We start from the raw sequence: 17,458 nt of genomic DNA on the forward strand, positions 1-17,458 counted from the left end.
CTTTTAGAGAAGACTAGTTATTGATAGGAGGTAATAAACTCTACCAGGAGATCAATAAAGTCATTGAATTCACTGGTATTAGAGTAAGGTATATCCATGGTTTTCAATGGTTCCCCTAGAACCTCCACAATACCGCCTACGTCCACCAGCCATGGTGGCCTCCCCATCGAGAAGGCCTCAACCCCCTGCCTGTAACGGGTGCCCCTGTATATCAATAGCCTTGTAGGGGCTGTTACAAGAACTAGGTCGCTATCGAGTGAGGCCTCTATTGGTGTAGCCGCATTATTATAGCTCTCGGTGACAACTACATCATACTCGCTGAGGAGCCCATATATATTGTTCAACCAGTTGAGTGCCTCCCTATTACTGAATAGCTTCATGATCAAGCCTGGCTCAGCATCATGAAACACCACGTTACCCCTGGCTGAGAACCTCTCGATCAACCCTTCAAGAACGGTTAATGCAACCTTATTCAACCTCCTAGCATTCTCTCTTACAATGAAGTACTCATCGACGCCTTCTAGTGGACGGCTGATCCTCATTAAAACGGTTTGAGAAGCCACGTCGGCGAGGATGCCCAGGTAGAGCCTTATTGATTTAATATACTTTAATGGATCAGGCGGCATAGTGAGTAGGTCCACAGGATTCACCAAGCGCACCCTGTCTAGTAACCCTAGCTCCCTGGCAGCAGTGTAAGCGTCGTGGCCTACTAGTATACCTGCTTCAAGAGAGTGCTTCACGGTCTCGGCTTGATACCACCCACTATGCCCTGCAATCGGCTTGAAGTAGAATACCCTCAGACTCTTAGAGAGTGCCTTAGAGAGGTTGAGTGCTATAACCGTCTTGCCGGAGTCATGTGGGAGTAGCCCGGTTATCAGTAGCCTCATTGTTTCACCAAGAATGTTTATAACCCAGACGCCTTATACATTGTTGAATCATGGTGTATGATAATGGGTATCAGGGCTTTATTCTCAATTATACTGCTAACCCTGGTTTTACTGGAGTCTACAAGTATACTATACGTGTTCTCACAGAACATACCATCTAAAATAATATACATATACTTCCCGGGCTCGGACATGGAGAGAGTGCTAGCTATCGTCAGGGATGTATATGGTAATGGGAGCCAGGTCAACGTGTATACTGTAGAGCCGGATCAAGACATGGATCCGCTTCAATATCTTTACTGGCTTACAACAGGCGCTAAGCCAACTGGGGACCTTGGATCTACTGCACCATACACCCTGGTGAATCAATCCAGGGTGCTCGTGTTATGGAATAGCACGGGTTTAGTGAATAATCCATTCGTGGATCCAAGTATTCACCCATACGCGTTCAATCCCTTGTTCAATACGTCAAGGAAATACATACCGCCTAGGATAATATCCCTTAGAGCCAACACGAGCTTCTACTGGGATGAATTAGGATCCGACGTCAACGTTAACCTATCCAGCAACATTCTCACAGTAGAGATTGTAAAGCATGGTTACACATGGTCCCTGAACACATCGCTTACCAATGAGTTGACGCCCCCCAGGATACTGGTCTTAGTGAACGATACCGGGATGGTTTCAGCAGGAAACTACACGATGAGCTTCTACGTTGTAAACGCCAGCGCAGACAACATAACACTCTTCTTCCCCGGGAGCCTTGAGATGAGTAGCGGGGTTAGCAGTGGGTTGAACAAGATAATACAGTATACTGTACAATGGTTCATGGTGAGCCGTGAAATAGTTGGAAGGCTCCCGGTTAACGCTACAGCTTGGTGGCTCAACCAGACTATGATGTCACTCAGCAACATAGCAAACCTCTTCCTCGCGAACCCCAATGTAACAAGTATCCTAATCTACGTACCACAGATGATTATACTGAGGAATGCTGTAAACGGCAACCCCTCCACGGAGCTCGTTAACGCAGTCTACTCTGGATTCAAGTCCATGCTACTGGATATCTCGAACACCTATAAGGGTTCACTACTAGCAGTATTCAGCCCTGGGGACAAGAGTGGAAACGGGTACCTAGTTACAGTTGGAGGCAGTGCACAGCTAGACATGGTGTTCACCAGTAGCCAACTGACCTCGCTCCTATGGTCCACGGGCTCTCTGACCCCCGTGGGCTCAAGCATACTCCTCAAAGTAATAGCTGAGAAAAACAATGAGGTAAATGATTTAACCAGCAGACTCAACGAGTTAAACATCACACTGTCATCACAGAACCAGAAGATAAATGAGTTGAACCAGGAGCTTGCAGCATGTAGATCCGAGAACACTATTCTAAACACTGAGGTAACCAGTGTAAAGACGGAACTCGAAAAGGCTCAATCACTCTACAACCAGGCATATACATATATAACACTAGGTATAGCGGTTACCTTAGCCATAACTGCATTAATAGGGTTCCTCGTAGTTAAGACTGTAAGTAGGAAACAATAGAGTGAACTTAAGGATTTTTCAAATATCCCATAATCATCCATCCAGCCCTATACGTGTCAAGGGTAAGTTAATAGTTGCTGACTCAATATGTGAACTGGAGGATTCTCAGTGCGATTAGTATTATGGATATGAGGGATACCAGTATATTCAGCACTATACTATCGCTTCTAGCTATCTTCAGGGAGATCGAGTATTCTGAGAACGGGTAGAATAAGTGTACTCCCTGGATATTGAGAACATCGCTTAATATATGCGTGAGCCATCCAAGCGCCACCGCCTTGGGGATCAGCTCGTTTCTCACTCCGATGTGATCTAGGATTATCGACACCACGATTGTGAACACCGCTAGCGCAAATATATTGTGCAATGTTTTACGGTGCCCTAGGTGTAGGTCGAGATCCGGTATCAGAGCCGATGCCCCGGATATCATGGAGGCCGCGATGGAGGATAATGCATCATAACCTACGTATAAGCCTACTGCAGCACCGAGAAGCAGGTGTGTAACCCCCTTCACTACCCCTACTCCCTCCCACCAGTGTTTTTTCCAAGCACCCTGACCCCGGCTGGTTCCCCGACCACAACGATGTCAACCAGGTTTGAAGGGAATATACCTGTTTCAATCACTCCATGTACTAGTTTAAGCGTGTTGTGGAGAGATAAAGGGTCTTCAACAGGCTTTAAAAGCCTGTAGTCAACGATAAAGTTCCCATTGTCAGAGACCACTGGGCCATCCTTCCCAGTACCCATTCTCAGCAATGGCTCGCCATACCCTAGCTCCTGTAGCTTCCTGATAACATATTTCACTGAGACAGGTACAACCTCTATCGGAATAGGTTTAACGTATATGTGGTTAAGCCCAGTATACTTAGTGTAGTCAACCACATACATCCTAACCCTACTACGTACAGCAAGGGATTTCTCCCTTAGGAAGGCCCCACCCCTCCCCTTGACGAGGTCTAGTTTTCCCGAAACCTCATCGGCTCCATCAATGTATAGATCGACATCATCGACTCCAGCTGGATCGACAGCCGTGTTAAGTCCGAGGGATACCAGGTGGAGGAGTGTGTCGTGGGATGAGGGGACCAGTATTCTCTCGGTGAAGAAATCCCTGCACTTAGTGATCAACAGTTTCACAGTCGAACCCGTGCCAACCCCTACTACCAAGGCATCACCATATTTCTCATATAGATGCCTACAGGCATAGTCACAGGCATTTAACTTCGCCTGCTCAATAATGCTCGAAGCATCCATATCAAGCACCAGGTGCTCCCGGTTAGTTGAAAGCCGACATACGTTGAATATAAATGATAGAGTAAGATTAATTATTTTATCGAGTAATAAAGCATGACAAGGGTGCGTGCATGTGAAAGCATATATCTCAGTCGATCTCGAGGGATTACCGGGAGTATCCTCCTTGACGATGCTTAACCCAGGTAACACACAATTTAATAGAGCTGTAAAAGTCCTGACAAGGCTATTAAACACTGTGATAGATGAACTGGCTACCCATGGCTTCGACGCAATATATGTCGCTGATAGCCATGGATTAATGACGAACATAGATTACTTGGAGTTGGACAGTAGGGCTGAGCTGGTACAGGGTTATCCACGTCAATTCAGCATGGTGACGCTACTGGACTCAAGCTTCAATGCAGCGCTATTCATCGGGTACCATGCGGCAGCGGGGACCCCCCACGGAATATTGGATCACACAATGAGTGGTAGAACCTTCACGGAGATAAGGGTTAACGGTGAAAGGGTCAGCGAGTTCATCTTGAATAGTCTGTACGCCGGAGAACACAACGTCCCCGTGGTACTCTTAGCCGGGGATGAACACCTCAGAGCCGAGGTTGAAAAATATTCTCCCTGGACGATCTTCGTCCCCCTGAAGAAGGGTGTATCAAGGTATAGTGCATCATACCCTGGCATAGACAAGGTTACAGAGGCTCTCAGAGAAGGGGTGTCTAAAGCAGTGAAGAAGCTGAAGAAAGGAGAGGTCCAGCCTCTCAAGTGGAGCAAGCCGTTTAAGGCCGAGCTAACGCTCAGGGATTCCCTTATAGCCGATATACTCGAACCCCTACCAATATTTAAAAGGATAGATGCATACAGGGTCGAGTTCGCAGCGAACACGGCCCACGAGCTACTAGGCTACATAGAGCTCATCGCCCACCTTGGCTATGGTGTAGACTCCTTGAAAAACAATATTAAATAGCGTGTTACAGCCGAGAGCAACACTCTTCAGGACAGGGGGATGTCAGAGGACTGAAACTACTTTTGTTTACTGAAGACAGATGCATCCAGGTACTCACTCACTATCTCCCAGAGGACGTCTTTTACCTCTACAGGTGTCTTCGCATTAACCAGTTCCCTTAGATGTACCTCTACATTAACAATTATCTCCTCAACCTGATGATACCCCATCTCCATCAGCCTTCTTCCCTCGAGGATGGTTGCGACATCGTCGGCTACTTTAACCACTATGGATTCAAGGGTTTCACCGCTTGAGAGCTCGTTGTAAAGGGATTCATACTCCTGTATACCCAGCTCTTTGATCGCTTGGGACTCTATTATCGAGAAGTATTCCTCCGCGTTAGCTTTGACAAGCCTTATTATGTCGCCTGTGACCGCCTCTGGTACATCATGTATTATACTCATGGATAGAGTGCGCGCTTTATCGAGCCTGATATTCCTCGACCATAGTTTCTCAGCTATATCCATCGCTATGATTGATGTAAGGAAGATATGCTCGGCAACACTCTCCGCGATAACGGGGGGTACACCTCTCAGAAGCCAGCCGGTTCTGGGTATGTGGCGCAGGTTTAGAATATACCTGGTGTTCAATGACAATACACCCTACTGGCTCAGAAGCCCAGTATCTCATCCCATAGATCCCGGTTTGCAACCTTCACCGCTACAGCCCGCTTCCTAGTCTTCTCAAAGAACTCCGCAGCAACCTCGGGGAATAGGCAGTAGGTGAGTACATCCTCCTCCTTACTATAATACCCCTTCTCCTTAACGGTTTTATAGCATTCCTCATACATGGGCTTCAATAGGTCGGCCGGGCGCACCTCAATAGGTTTCTCATTACCTAGAACCAGCCTTATAATCTCCTCTTTTATTGGTGCAGGCGGCCTACCATACAGCCCCTTCACATAGTCCCTGACCTCCTTAGTCACAACCTTGTAACGACCGTTTATAACGTTGAGAACAGCCTGGGCCCCCACAATCTGCGAGGAGGGAGTGACTAGTGGAGGCCATCCCAGGTCTTCCCTGACGCGCTTCACCTCCGCTAATACCTCTTCCAGCTTATCCTCTGCCCCCAGCTGCTTAAGCTGCATGATGAAATTGGTTATCATACCGCCTGGCACCTGGTGCTCAAGGACATTGGGGTCCGGGATGAAGACCTTTATGTTTATTAGGTCCTTGTACTTGGTGAAAATAATCTTCTCCAGGTAACTGCTTATCTCCCCCACCACCTTTAGATCTATCTTTGGCCTATTCTCAGGAGGGAGCGCGTGATAGACTGTCTGTATACCTGGTTGACCTGAGCCGAATGCTAGGGGACTTATCGATGTATCGATGAAGTCTGCTCCGGCTTCAACAGCTTTAACATATGTGGCTACAGCTAGCCCACCTGTGAAATGTGAGTGAATGTCAACAGGTATCTTTAACCTCTCCTTTAACGCTTTAACCAGCGTATATGCTGTATATGGGTCTAGTATACCTGACATATCCTTTATCGTTATATGGTCTACCTCCAACGCAGCGAGCTCCTCGGCTATCTTCAGGTAGTGCTCTATGGTGTGGACAGGGCTTATAGTATACGTTATCGTGCCCTGGACTATAGCGCCAAGCTTCTTGGCCTTAGCTATGGATGTCCTCATATTCCTTACATCATTTAATGCATCAAAGATCCTGAATACATCTATGCCATTCTTGTAGGAGAGCTCGACAAACTTTTCCACGACGTCATCCGGGTAATGCCTGTATCCAACCAGGTTCTGTCCACGTAAAAGCATTTGAAGCTTGGTCCTGTGGACTCTTTCACGTATAAGCCGCAATCTCTCCCAGGGATCTTCATTCAAATACCTTATCATGACGTCGAATGTAGCTCCACCCCACATCTCGATACTGTAGAAACCTGCCTTATCGATCTTCTCGAGAATGGGGATCATATCCTCGGTTCTTAAACGGGTTGCAATCAATGATTGGTGTGCATCTCTCAGTGTTGTATCAACTATTTCAACCACTAATATCACCCATTGAAACATGTAGGGGAAAGCCTTATTCTATTCTAATCCAAGTTAATTATTATCGATATATTTAATATCTGTATTATAAAGACTAGCATACCCGAGAAGGAAGCCCCTAGCAAGAGATCCCTAGGTAAACTACATACTACACGATGAGATATATTAAAAATTACTTATAGGGATAGATTACTGGTGAACTAAAATACATCATCTTTCGCCAACAAACTCCGCGAGGCGTTCTATGCCTTCAACAAGGTTTTTCTCATCCATTGTGACGAATGTTATTCTGAGATGGTTTACACCGGCTTCACCGAATATGGAGCCGGGTAGCATTGCAACGCCTTTCTCCTCTATAAGCTTCATCGTGAACTCCACGTCACTTAACCCCTTCTTCTTGATGTAGTATGACATATCTGGGAACAAGTACATGCTTGCAACGGGCTTCTGTATCCTTGCATGAGGCAGGTTCCTCCTGAAAGCCTCATATGCTGCGTCCCGGCGTCTCTTATACACTGGGATCACGTCGCGGAGGTATTTCTCCTTGAATCCCTGGGAGAGATAGTAATATGCCATCCACTGCATCGGTACGGGGGCGACTATACCTAGCACACCCTTCAGCTTAGTCATCTCTGATATAGTGTTGCCCGACCCGTACACGTATCCAAGCCTACCCCCTGGTATTGCTATGTCTTTACTGAATGAGCCGACGACGACTATATTATCCATGGATGGAGCAAGCTTCTCAAGCCATAGGTGTTCTTCCTCATAGACTAGGTGCTTGTATGCAACGTCATATATTATCCAAGCCTTCTTCTCGTAGGCAACATCTACAATAGTCTTCCCTACTTCACTGCTAAGTATTCTACTAGTTGGGTTATCAGGGCTGGCCAGGAGTATTGCCTTAGCCTTCGAGCCTAGCTTCTCCTTTATACACTCTGGATCAGGGTTGAACCCATTTTCAAGGGTCTGTCTACAAGTCTCCACCTTTAAGCCGGTTAGCTTAGCGAGATCCCAGTATACGCTGTAGGATGGATCAAGTAGTAGCAGTGTATCCCTTTCATCGAGGAGTGTATATATCGATAGGACTAATCCATCGGCTCCTCCAGTGGTCACGAGGATGTCCTTTGGCTGGACATCTATACCTCCATACCTCTTTAAGTCATCCGAGATAGCTGCCCTTAGCTCCGGCAACCCCTGTGTCGATACATATCTGAAGTGTTTAAAGGGATCCTTCCTAACCATCTCTATGAAGTATTCGAGGGCCTCGCGATCCGGTGGGAGGCCAGGCTGCCCAGCCGTGTAGTTATATACCTTGACGCCCTGTCTAGATAGCTCCTCTGCCTTAGCGATGAGAACTCTCTGAGGGTTGACTGGGAGACTTAACACCCGTCTAGATATATTCAACGGCTAGACACCTCTAGAGTGATACATACTATCTATATATAGCCATAAATATATAAACACATTTAACCAGGACTCCGCAAATATGTTCTTATAAAAGAATCATTCAATCCAACCAGTTAGATATGGCAGCAATGATCCCGTGATCCTACGATAGTTTCCAGACAAAAGGTGTGATTAGCTCGCTCCCCGTAAAAACCCTGTGTACTACAGGCCTCCCCAATGGCCGCATAACATGCTTAAACACGTGGAGCGGTGGCTGGTAGCACATGGCTTGAATATCTCTAGGCACCACTATCTCCTCCTTACTGAGCTCCAGGCTCTTATAGCCGCAGTGCCTGCACTTAAACCCCTTACCCTTCCCAGCGCTCTCCATCCTCCTACCGCATTTGGGACATAATGGGTTCAACTTAATGGTTTTCCGGGCCAGCTCTATCACACATATCTTCTCTAGGTTTAATGTTGTTCCATGGGACCTACTCCCAGGTCTCACACACCCCATCACCTCCACCTTGTCACCAGGTTCCAGCTTCTCCACTACATCCCTGAAACGTTTCGTTGGCTCGTAGACCGCTACATCCATACAGCACTCGTTACATACCTTGAAGACAAGGTGCCCTCCTTGTATACGCCGGGGCTTCGATGAGACAGTACCAGTCAGCCTCACACACATATATGGGTGTACATCACACACTGTATCCACCGGATGTAGATGGCTATCAGTGTGCTGGTTTGTCCGGAAGACTGCCATGTATTCCACTGGTTCAAACACCCTGAGGTATTTAGACGCATCTATGAGGTCCCATGGATACTCTCCTCTAATCCCGTAGAGAACGGGATCCGGGCCCCTTGGGATTATCAAGGAGCGTTTCGACTCGTAGTCGTAGTTGAGTATTGTTTTCCCCTGGGTTGCCTTATCCATTTCCATTATACTGTTTTCATCGATCATCCTGGGTTTACCAATGTATTCACGCGTCCTATAGGCTATCAACTCATATGTATAGTCTCCACTGAGCATCTGGATGCCTATGGCTGCTAAGGCGCCTATCACGCCTCTCCTACCCCTTGGAGCGTGAACCCGTATCCTCTCGCCTAGCCTCCCAATTACTCTTAGAGCGTAGTCTAATGGGATGAAGTCGTATAGTGCTTTCTCCCCATACTTCTCCAGGAACCCTGGTACATCCCCTATAAGGAATACTAGTGAGGGCTGGTGCTTGGGGTTAGAGTATTCAGCCACGTATTCATCGACCTTGTTCTCCACGTATTCGATGACATCCACTAGATCGCTTTCACTAGCGACGCTGAGCCTTATAGCGACGGCGCCGTTTCCCCTGGTCTTCCATGGAACAGCCGGGTTCAGCCTGATGAGGTTCAAGTAGTCTGTGAACCATATGTTCCCTTTGCCTGAGAGCTCGTGGACTATTTGGACAGCTATATGTGTTGTACAGCCACCCATGGGGGAATCAATGTCATCTAACCCTATGTGGAGCCTAATGCCCTCCACTACCTAACCCCCTTTCCTAGCGAGGCATAGCATACCTCCTACTATCAGGGGTAGCGTTATCGTTGCATCAGCGTATACTACTATATGCTTACCCGTAGGCTTGAGCTTCCCCCAGCTAATCGCCTCCCTCGGTTGTGCCCCACTCAAGCTCCCATCGTACTCTACAGCAGTGGTAATGTATACCGCGTAGTCTAATCCATCCTTCATCTGGGCCCACCATATGGTGTGATGCTTACTGATCCCCCCGCCGATAATCAAGGCTCCAAGCCTCTTAGCCGCGAAAACCATGTCTATTATCTTCTTCTCATCGCTTATCAAGTCTACTTCAACACCGGTGGATGCATAGTTGAAGACTATCTGCGACCCGAAGCTGCCGTCGAATATGCCTGGGACGAAGACCGGTATGTTTTTCTCGTAAGCGGCGCGTAGTATACTATTTTTATCGCTTATCCTCTTACCTGCCTCATACAGGAGTTCGCTGACACTCCACTTCTTCTTTATAGCTCCGATCTCTTCGAGGAGTTTCCTTGTAAACTTCTCAACGGCTAAACCATAGTTCTCCAGGGGGATCAATATGTTGCCGAGCCTATGGATCTCAACACTCCTCAGTAGTGCATCATCATACATCCAGTCCCCCTTGTAGTATGCGTGCCCCGTGCCTCTAGCTATATCATGATCTATCGTACCACACGTCGTCACCACAGCATGGAAGAACCCGTCCCTAATCAGCTGTGCCAGTAACCCCCTTAAACCTGTTGAAACAATGTTGCCTGTGAAGGCAAGGAACCGGGTTACCTCACTATCCCTGGTCATCTCATTGAGTATCTGGCTCGCCCTATAGACATGCCCGGCCATGAAGCCATGGGCATCCCTGAGCTTCTCCACGAGCTCGCAGATTGTTATCTCCGGTGTTATAGTGATATCTCTTACAACCTCGCCGAGCAGTCTGCTTCTCAACTCCTCTATGTTAAACTCCTCTGGCATATGATCCACCATTGTCTGCCACCCACTCAATAATTTTAGCCAGGTATATTATAGTTTCATTATAGAGTCCAAGCAATCATAGAGTGAATGGTGGCATAGGTAGTGGGTTCACCCCTAGAGAAGGAGATATTATTAAGGATACTTAAATCAAGGAGAATACTGGTTGACGAGGTTCAGGCAGCCTATGGTGTGGTCGATGACGTGCTTGACAAGCTCCTAGGGGACAACAGGGACTTTATCACGGTTAACGGTAGAATGATAATAGTTGATAAGCCACTTGAACTTGCCTTGAAACTCCTAGATCAAGGAGTAAGCGTGAAAAGGGTAAGCGAGGCACTGGAGTGGAGGGACTTCGAGAAACTGGCATCCACTATAATGAGTGGGCACGGGTACATTGTTGAGACAAACGTATTCCTCTCAAGCCCTGTGAGATTCGAAATAGATGTAGTAGGAGTGGATCCGGTGAGCAGGCTCGGGATACTCGTAGATTGCAAGCAATGGTCCCATAATACTAGGCGGAGGTTGATCGAGGCAGGAACCAGGCAGATTGAACGCCTAGGAAAGCTTATCTCACACTACGAACATGTTAGAAGCAGGTACAGGGTATTCGATTACATGAGAGAAGCCATACCATTAATTCTAACACTACAGACACCCGTTGTAAGGATATACGAGAACGTGTTATATGTAAGTATAAGGGAGTTCAACGACTTCCTGAATAATATCAGGTACGTGATTGAGTCATTCAATATAAAGCCTTCCCCAACTCCACTTAAATGATGGGCCTCCAGTTATAAGCTGTCTCTCTCCTGCATCAGTTTCACCGGGGTTTAGTAAAACAATGGTTCGCAACTTTTTTAAATAATTTTAAAACCATATTTACGCAGGTGTTATACTTCATGAGTAGTGAAGTCATTGCTGATACTTACAGTAGGAAGATAATGTTGCTTAAGACGCTTGACAGCATAATAGACTTCTCTTAGGAAGAATATTCTCGATAGTCTTAGAAAGCTCGAGAAGAAAGAATTGATTTCTAAAACCATGGTTAACGGCGAACTCCATATATCGTTAAGCCAGAAAGGAGAAGAGTATGTCAAGAAGCTGATAGAGCTGTTTCACCCGATTAAGGTTAGCGATGACCAACAACTGCTCCAGGTACCTGTTAGATTAAACCTAGCTAAAGAAGTGATAACATCACTGAACCTATATAAAATAATTGTTAAGACGGGTCTCTCCAGGAAGGGATGGCTCCTCGTTGACGAGTTGAAGAACCTGGTTGGAGATGAAAAGATCCTCACTATAATACTGGACTCATTCACGATGCCGCCTACAAGGATACTAAGGCGGATCAAGATTGCGGGAAGAGATGCAGTTGAATTAGATAAAATGGGGCAGGAAATATTAAGGAAGAGCCCCCATTATACTGTTTTTAGAAGCAACAGCATTTACAGACTACTCGTCAGATTAACCGGCTCTCCCTGGGTCTTCGAGATAATGCGGTTCCTCTCAATAACCAGCTTCGTGTTCCTCGCATTAAGCATTCTACTACTAGTTGCCAATGCGCCTACGGTTTTAATTGCTGTAGGATTCCTAACCGCGTTAATATTCTTATCCCTAGGCATCACGGTCAGCTATATAAAGGTAGAGTAACCTGTGAAAAATGAATCGTGGGGATCAGGGAAGGTGGGATCGATTCACTACATTACTGCTATTCCAACAAGATCCATTAAACTATTATATCCCAAGTCAATCAACCATTTGTGGAGTCCGCTCAGTATTTCATCCACGATATTCTCATTCCAGATCAAAGCTGTACCCACCTGCACAGCCCTAGCCCCGGCTAGCATGAGCTCTGCTACATCCATCCATGATGACACGCCTCCAACCCCTATTATCTCAGCCCTGTACTCCCTGTATACGTCGTATACCACTCTCACAGCTATTGGATGAATCGGTGGCCCCGAGAGGCCTCCATACTTGTTACTCAGCACAGGCTTTAAAGTGTATACATCTATGCTCATAGCTTTCACAGTGTTTATCAGCGTTAAGGCTTTCACGCCTGCCTCGAGGGCTTTACCAGCTGACTCGATTACTCTATCTGTTAACCCTAGCTTAGCTATCACAGGTAAGGATGCTACAGATACTACATCCTTTACTATTCTGTAAACCAACATGGGATCACTGCCCAACTCAAGGCCGTAGCCTTCCGCATGGGGGCAACTAAGGTTTAACTCGACTGCATCCACGCCAGCCTCGCTAGCTAGCTCGGCAAGCTTTACAAACTCCTCCACACTGGAGCCGCCGATGCTGAGGATCAGTGGTTTACTAAGTTCCCTTGCCTTCCTAGCTAGAACCGGAATCACTCTGGCCCCGGGATTCGCTAAGCCTACTGCGTTTAGGAGCCCGTTATTCCTTAACTCAACAATAATGGGTGGGGGATACCCTTCCCTAGGATTCAACGTTATAGTCTTGGATACAAGGGCTGAGAAACCCTGCTTAGCCAGTATCTCAAGGTGCTCAGGCTCCGAGCCCAGTATACCGCTTGCATTCATAACAGGATGCTTCAGCCTTAGCCCAGCTATACTTGTTTCAAGCACTTCAACCACCCTTGAGGAAACCCTCTATATCACGGCACCTGAAGACTGGGCCGTGCTTGCATAGTAGGAGGGGATGGGGTTTCAAGACACATGAGCCACATGCCCCAACCCCACATTTAACAAGGGTCTCAGTGTTGACATACAGCTCTATACCAGTATCACTGAGCAGGCTACATACCTCTCTTAGCAAGCCCTGCGGCCCAGAGGCTATCACTAGATCCCATTTACCCGGGTTCTCATGGATCACCCTGGATGCAAGCATTGATGCTCTACCACAATAGCCAGCGCTGCAGTCCTCGGTCGCGATATATATTTCGGTATCCTTGTTTACAGTGTTGAGTAGACTCCTAGGGTTGAATAACTCGTCTCCCCCTCTAACACCCCATACCAGGTCTACTGAAACGCCTTCTTCACATGCTTTCCTAGCAAGATAGAAGAAGGGAGCTATCCCTGAGCCCCCCGCTATAAACAATATCCTCTTATAGCTCCACGGCTTAAACCCTGCACCATAGAAGCCCATTACTCCTAGGAAACCACTGTGAAGCCTGATCAATGCCCTTGACCCCTCTCCTCTTTCCTTCACGATTATCGCTACCTCACCATTACTGAAGTCCGCTACACTCATTGGCAGCAAGTCTACTCCGGGCACCCATGCCAGCAGGAATTGAAATGGTAAGGGTTCCTTGATTCCATCGCTGAGTATCTTGATCCTCTTTAGATACAGTGTCTTGCTAAGCTTCTCGGAGCCAGTTATCTTAGCCGGGTAGTACACCCTGGTTCACCGTTCTTCCTGCTGAGTACTTGTCAAGGTACTCAAGTAGCTCACGGTATGTTGCCTCGTTGATTAATCCATGAGCGTAGAGATCCCTGAAGACCTCTCTCGCTGTTATTAACCGGAATAGCTCGATACCCCTGGAAGCAAGTACCTCACGAGCTCCCTGCTCCCTGTCAACGAGGACAGCTACTCTCACCGGTATCCCGCCTGCTTCCAATATTGCTTCGACAGCCTTCAGTATCGAGGAGCCCGTTGTAGATACATCGTCAAGTATCAGGGTTCTCAAGCCAGTTACATCTCCCTCGATCAGCGAGCTGGTTCCATGGTTCTTCTTTTCCACTCTGACATATGCCATCGGCTTATTTGTGAGGCATGAGACATATGTAGCTAGAGGTATTCCTGCTGTCGCGACACCCACTACTACATCGATATCGTCGAGTTTTACTCTACGTGTTAGCTCCAGGATGATCATCCTAGCGAGATCCGGGTACATGTATAGTCTCCGCATATCGATGTAGAATGGGCTCTCTATGCCTGAGGATAGCTTGAACCTCCCTATCTTCACCATGCCCCTCTTATAGAGCTCAATGCTTATCCATGACACTTCGACCACCTCTTCAACTGTATCTCCCTAACCTCCCTGGCTGCTTCACCAGGATTCTTTGAACCGGTTATCAGCCTACCTACTATCTCGTAATTGGCACCCACGCATAGTGCTGAGCCGGGTTCAGCTCCCTGGATCCCTATACCGGGCGAGTATATCTTTATTGATCTGCCAAGCCTCTCCCTCGCATACCTGATTACATTCGGCCTCGTAGCTGGTGCGACAATGCCTTCAACTCCTGCTTTCACTGCTAGATCTAGGAATTCATCGATATGCTTATCTATGAATTCCCGTGAGCCATCATGACTCATGGATGCCACTAATATAACGCCTATCCCTGTAACCATGGATGTCTTCACAAGGGTCTCTAATGCACCATTATATCCTACAAAGGCGTGGGCTATAACAGCGTTTACACCAGTGTTTGCGAGATGCTTGACCGTAGTACTCATTATGTCCCCTATATCCGCTAGCTTCAGATCCGCTATAATCGGCTTCTCCGTGAGCCTCCTCAGCCTTCTAATCCCTTGTTTACCATGCTTTAGAATGAATGGGATACCTATCTTATAGCCTGAAACATACTCATCGACTTCCCTTACAAGGATATCTATCCTCTTGTCTTTCTCCTCCCTTACAGGTGGATCAATTGCAACAACTAACATGAAGCCCGCTTTAGCTATGTAAACCAGGACTTAAAAATATTCTAGTTACTATACCTTTCAAGTGCCTCTCTTATCCTGTATGGATCCAGATATAGCTCTGAAGCCTTGATCTCCCTTAGTATCCTTAACGACTCCTCGTAGACATCTCCCCCTCTCGCCTTAGCTAAGCCGTACAGAGTCTCAGTGAACGACCATGGGTAGAATATCCATGCCCATTCATCGATTTTCTCAACGTAGTAATCAGGCTTGAATGAACTTGTGGACTTATAGTGTACAACGGCTGTCTCAACGAGGTCGGCCCCTAGATCCCTTATTAGCCTGGTTATCCTGGTTAAAGTAGCTCCCGTATCAACTACTTCATCCACTACTAGCACCTTCCTATTTTTAAAATCGGGTGGTTCATGTATTGAGATCTCCGGCTCACTACGTATCTTACCACCGATCCCCCATAGCTTTGACCTTAGGACCACTAGGTCTTCTACACCAAGCACATCGCTGATTATTCTAGCCGGTATTAATCCTCCCCTAGATACGGCTATCACTGTATCGTATCGCTTCCCGCTATCAAGTATCATGGATGCAAGCCTGTAGCATAACTCTATGGCTTTACTCCATGGTATGTAGATGATCCTCAAGTCCACACCGCCTCAGCAGGGCTCTATAGTGCTGGGAGGCTTGGATGTGATAGCATAGGTAACCATTGTCACATCCTGGATACTATTAGTGATCCTCCTACTAATCTCATCGAGTACATCATAGGGTATCTTTGAGTAGTCGGCAGTCATCCCGTCAACGCTTTCGACTATTCTAACGGTGACTATGTAACCGTGGCTTCTAGCATCACCCTTTACCCCGACCCATCTATCATCGCCTATAACGGCAAAGGCCTGCCACACTCTACTGTATAATCCATACTCTCTGAGCACATCCTCAACTATCTTAGAGGCCCTCCTACACACATCCAACTTCTTCTTTGTGAAGACACCTGTAATCCTGACAGCTAACCCAGGTCCTGGAAACGGATGTCTCTCGATTATTTCACGGGGAACACCGAGTAACCTAGCTATCTCTCTCACCTCATCCTTGTAGAGGAAACGCAGTGGCTCCAATATCTTAACCCTACCCCTAAACCACTCGGGTAATCCTCTGACGTTGTGGTGTGATTTGATCACTGAGGCTGCCTTACGGGTTCCACCACTCTCGATTACATCAGGGTATGTTGTACCCTGTAGGAAGTATTCAGCACCTTCTTTTTCAATGATTTCAGAGAATATTCTCGCAAACTCTTCACCTATTACTCTACGCCTCTCCTCACAGTCAGTGGAGCCCTCGAGCTTCGAGATGAATCTCTCCCCGGCATCCACTATTAAGGGGTTTAACCCAAGTTTCTCGAGGGATGTGACAACAAGCTCTCTTTCCCCCTCCCTCAGTAAACCATGATCAACTAACACGGGTATTAATTTATCGTTGAAGAGCTTCTTCCCTATCAAGGCTGTAACAGTTGAATCTATGCCGCCGCTGACACCGACAACGGCTACACCATTCCTGGTTACCTCCCTGCCGAGTTCATCAATTATGTACCTGTAGTAGTTCTCGGTCCTCCAAGCCCTTTTCGCATTAATGATCCCGAGGAAGTTATCCAGGAGCCTCCGGCCTTTCACAGTGTGATGTACCTCTGGATGAAATTGGACACCGTAGACAACCCTGTTGTTCACGACTGCTTTAATAGCTGCCACCACTTTATTCTCGCTTTCAGCTAGTAATGTAATGGAGTCGGGGAGGTCTTCGATGCATTCGCCGTGGCTCATCCAGACTACCTCGCTGTTGCCCCATCCATTAAATAACGCATCACTACTCAGTATCTCCACGGTGGTTCTACCATACTCGCTGCACCCTGTAGACAGCTTGGCACCGAGGAGGTATCCTATTAACTGGTGGCCGAAGCATATTCCTAGTAATGGCTTATCTCCCTCCATGAGGATCTTCCTAGCTGTCTCCACGGCGTCTTTGTCAAGGCTTTTCACGCTTAAATGGCTGCCTGATAATATTACCGCGTCATAGTCCTCGATGTTAACGCGATTTAAATCCCTGTAGAAGACTATCTCGGAGTATACTTCGAGTTCCCTGATTCTCCTAGCTATTAAATGTGTGTACTGCCCACCGTAGTCCACTATCAGGATCCTGCTTCCAGGTATATTGATAATGTTTTCCCGTGTCATGATGAATAGTATAGCCGGCTATGTCTT

General features: G+C 47.1%; 18 protein-coding genes. 4 read left to right on the plus strand and 14 right to left on the minus strand.

Annotation, left to right across the window (positions count from 1 at the left end; translation table 11 throughout):
• Positions 1-17 precede the first annotated feature (17 nt).
• A complete protein-coding gene (locus SPHMEL_RS03380) occupies positions 18-887 on the minus strand; it encodes an ATPase (protein WP_012608129.1) in 870 nt (289 codons plus the stop codon).
• Positions 888-950: 63 nt separating this feature from the next.
• Here SPHMEL_RS03380 and SPHMEL_RS03385 point away from each other — a divergent pair, with 63 nt between their 5' ends.
• A complete protein-coding gene (locus tag SPHMEL_RS03385) occupies positions 951-2,432 on the plus strand; it encodes a kinetochore Spc7 family protein (protein ID WP_232216740.1) in 1,482 nt (493 codons plus the stop codon).
• Positions 2,433-2,514: 82 nt separating this feature from the next.
• Here the strand turns inward: SPHMEL_RS03385 and SPHMEL_RS03390 are convergent, their stop codons facing one another.
• Both SPHMEL_RS03390 and rpiA read right to left on the minus strand, forming a co-directional pair.
• Positions 2,515-2,946, minus strand: a complete 432-nt coding sequence (locus SPHMEL_RS03390) for a metal-dependent hydrolase (protein WP_042667360.1) — start codon at positions 2,944-2,946, stop codon at positions 2,515-2,517.
• A 5-nt stretch (positions 2,947-2,951) separates the two neighbouring features.
• Positions 2,952-3,683 carry a ribose 5-phosphate isomerase A gene (gene rpiA / locus SPHMEL_RS03395; RefSeq protein ID WP_042667361.1) on the minus strand — a complete coding sequence of 244 codons (732 nt, stop codon included), beginning with the start codon at positions 3,681-3,683 and terminating at the stop codon, positions 2,952-2,954.
• Positions 3,684-3,795: 112 nt separating this feature from the next.
• Here rpiA and SPHMEL_RS03400 point away from each other — a divergent pair, with 112 nt between their 5' ends.
• Entirely contained in the window at positions 3,796-4,644 is an 849-nt protein-coding gene (locus SPHMEL_RS03400) for a M55 family metallopeptidase (RefSeq protein ID WP_042667362.1), read from the plus strand.
• Positions 4,645-4,700: 56 nt separating this feature from the next.
• Here SPHMEL_RS03400 and SPHMEL_RS03405 read toward each other — a convergent pair whose 3' ends face one another.
• The 5 genes from SPHMEL_RS03405 to SPHMEL_RS03425 form a co-directional block, all read right to left on the minus strand.
• Entirely contained in the window at positions 4,701-5,273 is a 573-nt protein-coding gene (locus tag SPHMEL_RS03405; protein ID WP_042667363.1) for an HD domain-containing protein, read from the minus strand.
• Between the two features lie 20 nt (positions 5,274-5,293).
• Positions 5,294-6,682 carry a pyruvate carboxylase subunit B gene (locus SPHMEL_RS03410; protein WP_232216741.1) on the minus strand — a complete coding sequence of 463 codons (1,389 nt, stop codon included), beginning with the start codon at positions 6,680-6,682 and terminating at the stop codon, positions 5,294-5,296.
• A 210-nt stretch (positions 6,683-6,892) separates the two neighbouring features.
• Positions 6,893-8,089 carry a pyridoxal phosphate-dependent aminotransferase gene (locus SPHMEL_RS03415; RefSeq protein ID WP_042667365.1) on the minus strand — a complete coding sequence of 399 codons (1,197 nt, stop codon included), beginning with the start codon at positions 8,087-8,089 and terminating at the stop codon, positions 6,893-6,895.
• A 145-nt stretch (positions 8,090-8,234) separates the two neighbouring features.
• The gene (locus SPHMEL_RS03420; RefSeq protein WP_042667366.1) at positions 8,235-9,590 is read right to left on the minus strand and encodes a tRNA(Ile)(2)-agmatinylcytidine synthase; all 1,356 of its coding nucleotides are present in this window, start codon (positions 9,588-9,590) and stop codon (positions 8,235-8,237) included.
• Positions 9,591-9,593: 3 nt separating this feature from the next.
• A complete protein-coding gene (locus SPHMEL_RS03425; RefSeq protein WP_042667367.1) occupies positions 9,594-10,574 on the minus strand; it encodes a deoxyhypusine synthase in 981 nt (326 codons plus the stop codon).
• A 102-nt stretch (positions 10,575-10,676) separates the two neighbouring features.
• Between SPHMEL_RS03425 and SPHMEL_RS03430 the strand changes: the two genes are divergently transcribed.
• Entirely contained in the window at positions 10,677-11,354 is a 678-nt protein-coding gene (locus SPHMEL_RS03430) for a restriction endonuclease (RefSeq protein ID WP_012608139.1), read from the plus strand.
• 246 nt (positions 11,355-11,600) lie between these two features.
• Positions 11,601-12,224 (plus strand): hypothetical protein, encoded by a 624-nt coding sequence (locus SPHMEL_RS03435; protein WP_232216742.1) that lies wholly within the window; start codon positions 11,601-11,603, stop codon positions 12,222-12,224.
• Positions 12,225-12,271: 47 nt separating this feature from the next.
• Here the strand turns inward: SPHMEL_RS03435 and pyrD are convergent, their stop codons facing one another.
• From pyrD to guaA, 6 genes are read right to left on the minus strand one after another with little or no spacing between them, the layout of a single operon-like run.
• Entirely contained in the window at positions 12,272-13,171 is a 900-nt protein-coding gene (gene pyrD / locus SPHMEL_RS03440) for a dihydroorotate dehydrogenase PyrD (protein ID WP_042667368.1), read from the minus strand.
• Position 13,172: 1 nt separating this feature from the next.
• Entirely contained in the window at positions 13,173-13,943 is a 771-nt protein-coding gene (locus tag SPHMEL_RS03445; RefSeq protein ID WP_042667369.1) for an iron-sulfur cluster-binding protein, read from the minus strand.
• Complete coding sequence (pyrE, locus tag SPHMEL_RS03450; RefSeq protein ID WP_012608144.1) at positions 13,927-14,550, minus strand: orotate phosphoribosyltransferase; 624 nt, start codon at positions 14,548-14,550, stop codon at positions 13,927-13,929. The genes SPHMEL_RS03445 and pyrE overlap by 17 nt, the downstream gene beginning before the upstream one ends.
• Complete coding sequence (gene pyrF / locus SPHMEL_RS03455; protein ID WP_042667370.1) at positions 14,538-15,212, minus strand: orotidine-5'-phosphate decarboxylase; 675 nt, start codon at positions 15,210-15,212, stop codon at positions 14,538-14,540. Before pyrF ends, pyrE begins: the two co-directional genes overlap by 13 nt.
• 41 nt (positions 15,213-15,253) lie before the next feature.
• Positions 15,254-15,847 carry a phosphoribosyltransferase gene (locus tag SPHMEL_RS03460; protein WP_042667371.1) on the minus strand — a complete coding sequence of 198 codons (594 nt, stop codon included), beginning with the start codon at positions 15,845-15,847 and terminating at the stop codon, positions 15,254-15,256.
• 12 nt (positions 15,848-15,859) lie between these two features.
• A complete protein-coding gene (gene guaA / locus SPHMEL_RS03465) occupies positions 15,860-17,431 on the minus strand; it encodes a glutamine-hydrolyzing GMP synthase (protein WP_042667372.1) in 1,572 nt (523 codons plus the stop codon).
• Positions 17,432-17,458 lie beyond the last annotated feature (27 nt).

The sequence above is a fragment of the Desulfurococcus amylolyticus Z-533 genome (assembly GCF_000513855.1).
GTDB lineage: Archaea > Thermoproteota > Thermoprotei_A > Sulfolobales > Desulfurococcaceae > Desulfurococcus > Desulfurococcus amylolyticus.

Bases quoted from the DNA above. Each gene is read 5' to 3' on its own strand.
- SPHMEL_RS03425 (WP_042667367.1), bottom strand. From the start codon at position 10,574: ATGCCAGAGGAGTTTAACATAGAGGAGTTGAGAAGCAGACTGCTCGGC.
- rpiA (WP_042667361.1), bottom strand. From the start codon at position 3,683: ATGGATGCTTCGAGCATTATTGAGCAGGCGAAGTTAAATGCCTGTGAC.
- SPHMEL_RS03385 (WP_232216740.1), top strand. From the start codon at position 951: ATGGGTATCAGGGCTTTATTCTCAATTATACTGCTAACCCTGGTTTTA.
- SPHMEL_RS03380 (WP_012608129.1), bottom strand. From the start codon at position 887: ATGAGGCTACTGATAACCGGGCTACTCCCACATGACTCCGGCAAGACG.
- pyrF (WP_042667370.1), bottom strand. From the start codon at position 15,212: ATGTTAGTTGTTGCAATTGATCCACCTGTAAGGGAGGAGAAAGACAAG.
- guaA (WP_042667372.1), bottom strand. From the start codon at position 17,431: ATGACACGGGAAAACATTATCAATATACCTGGAAGCAGGATCCTGATA.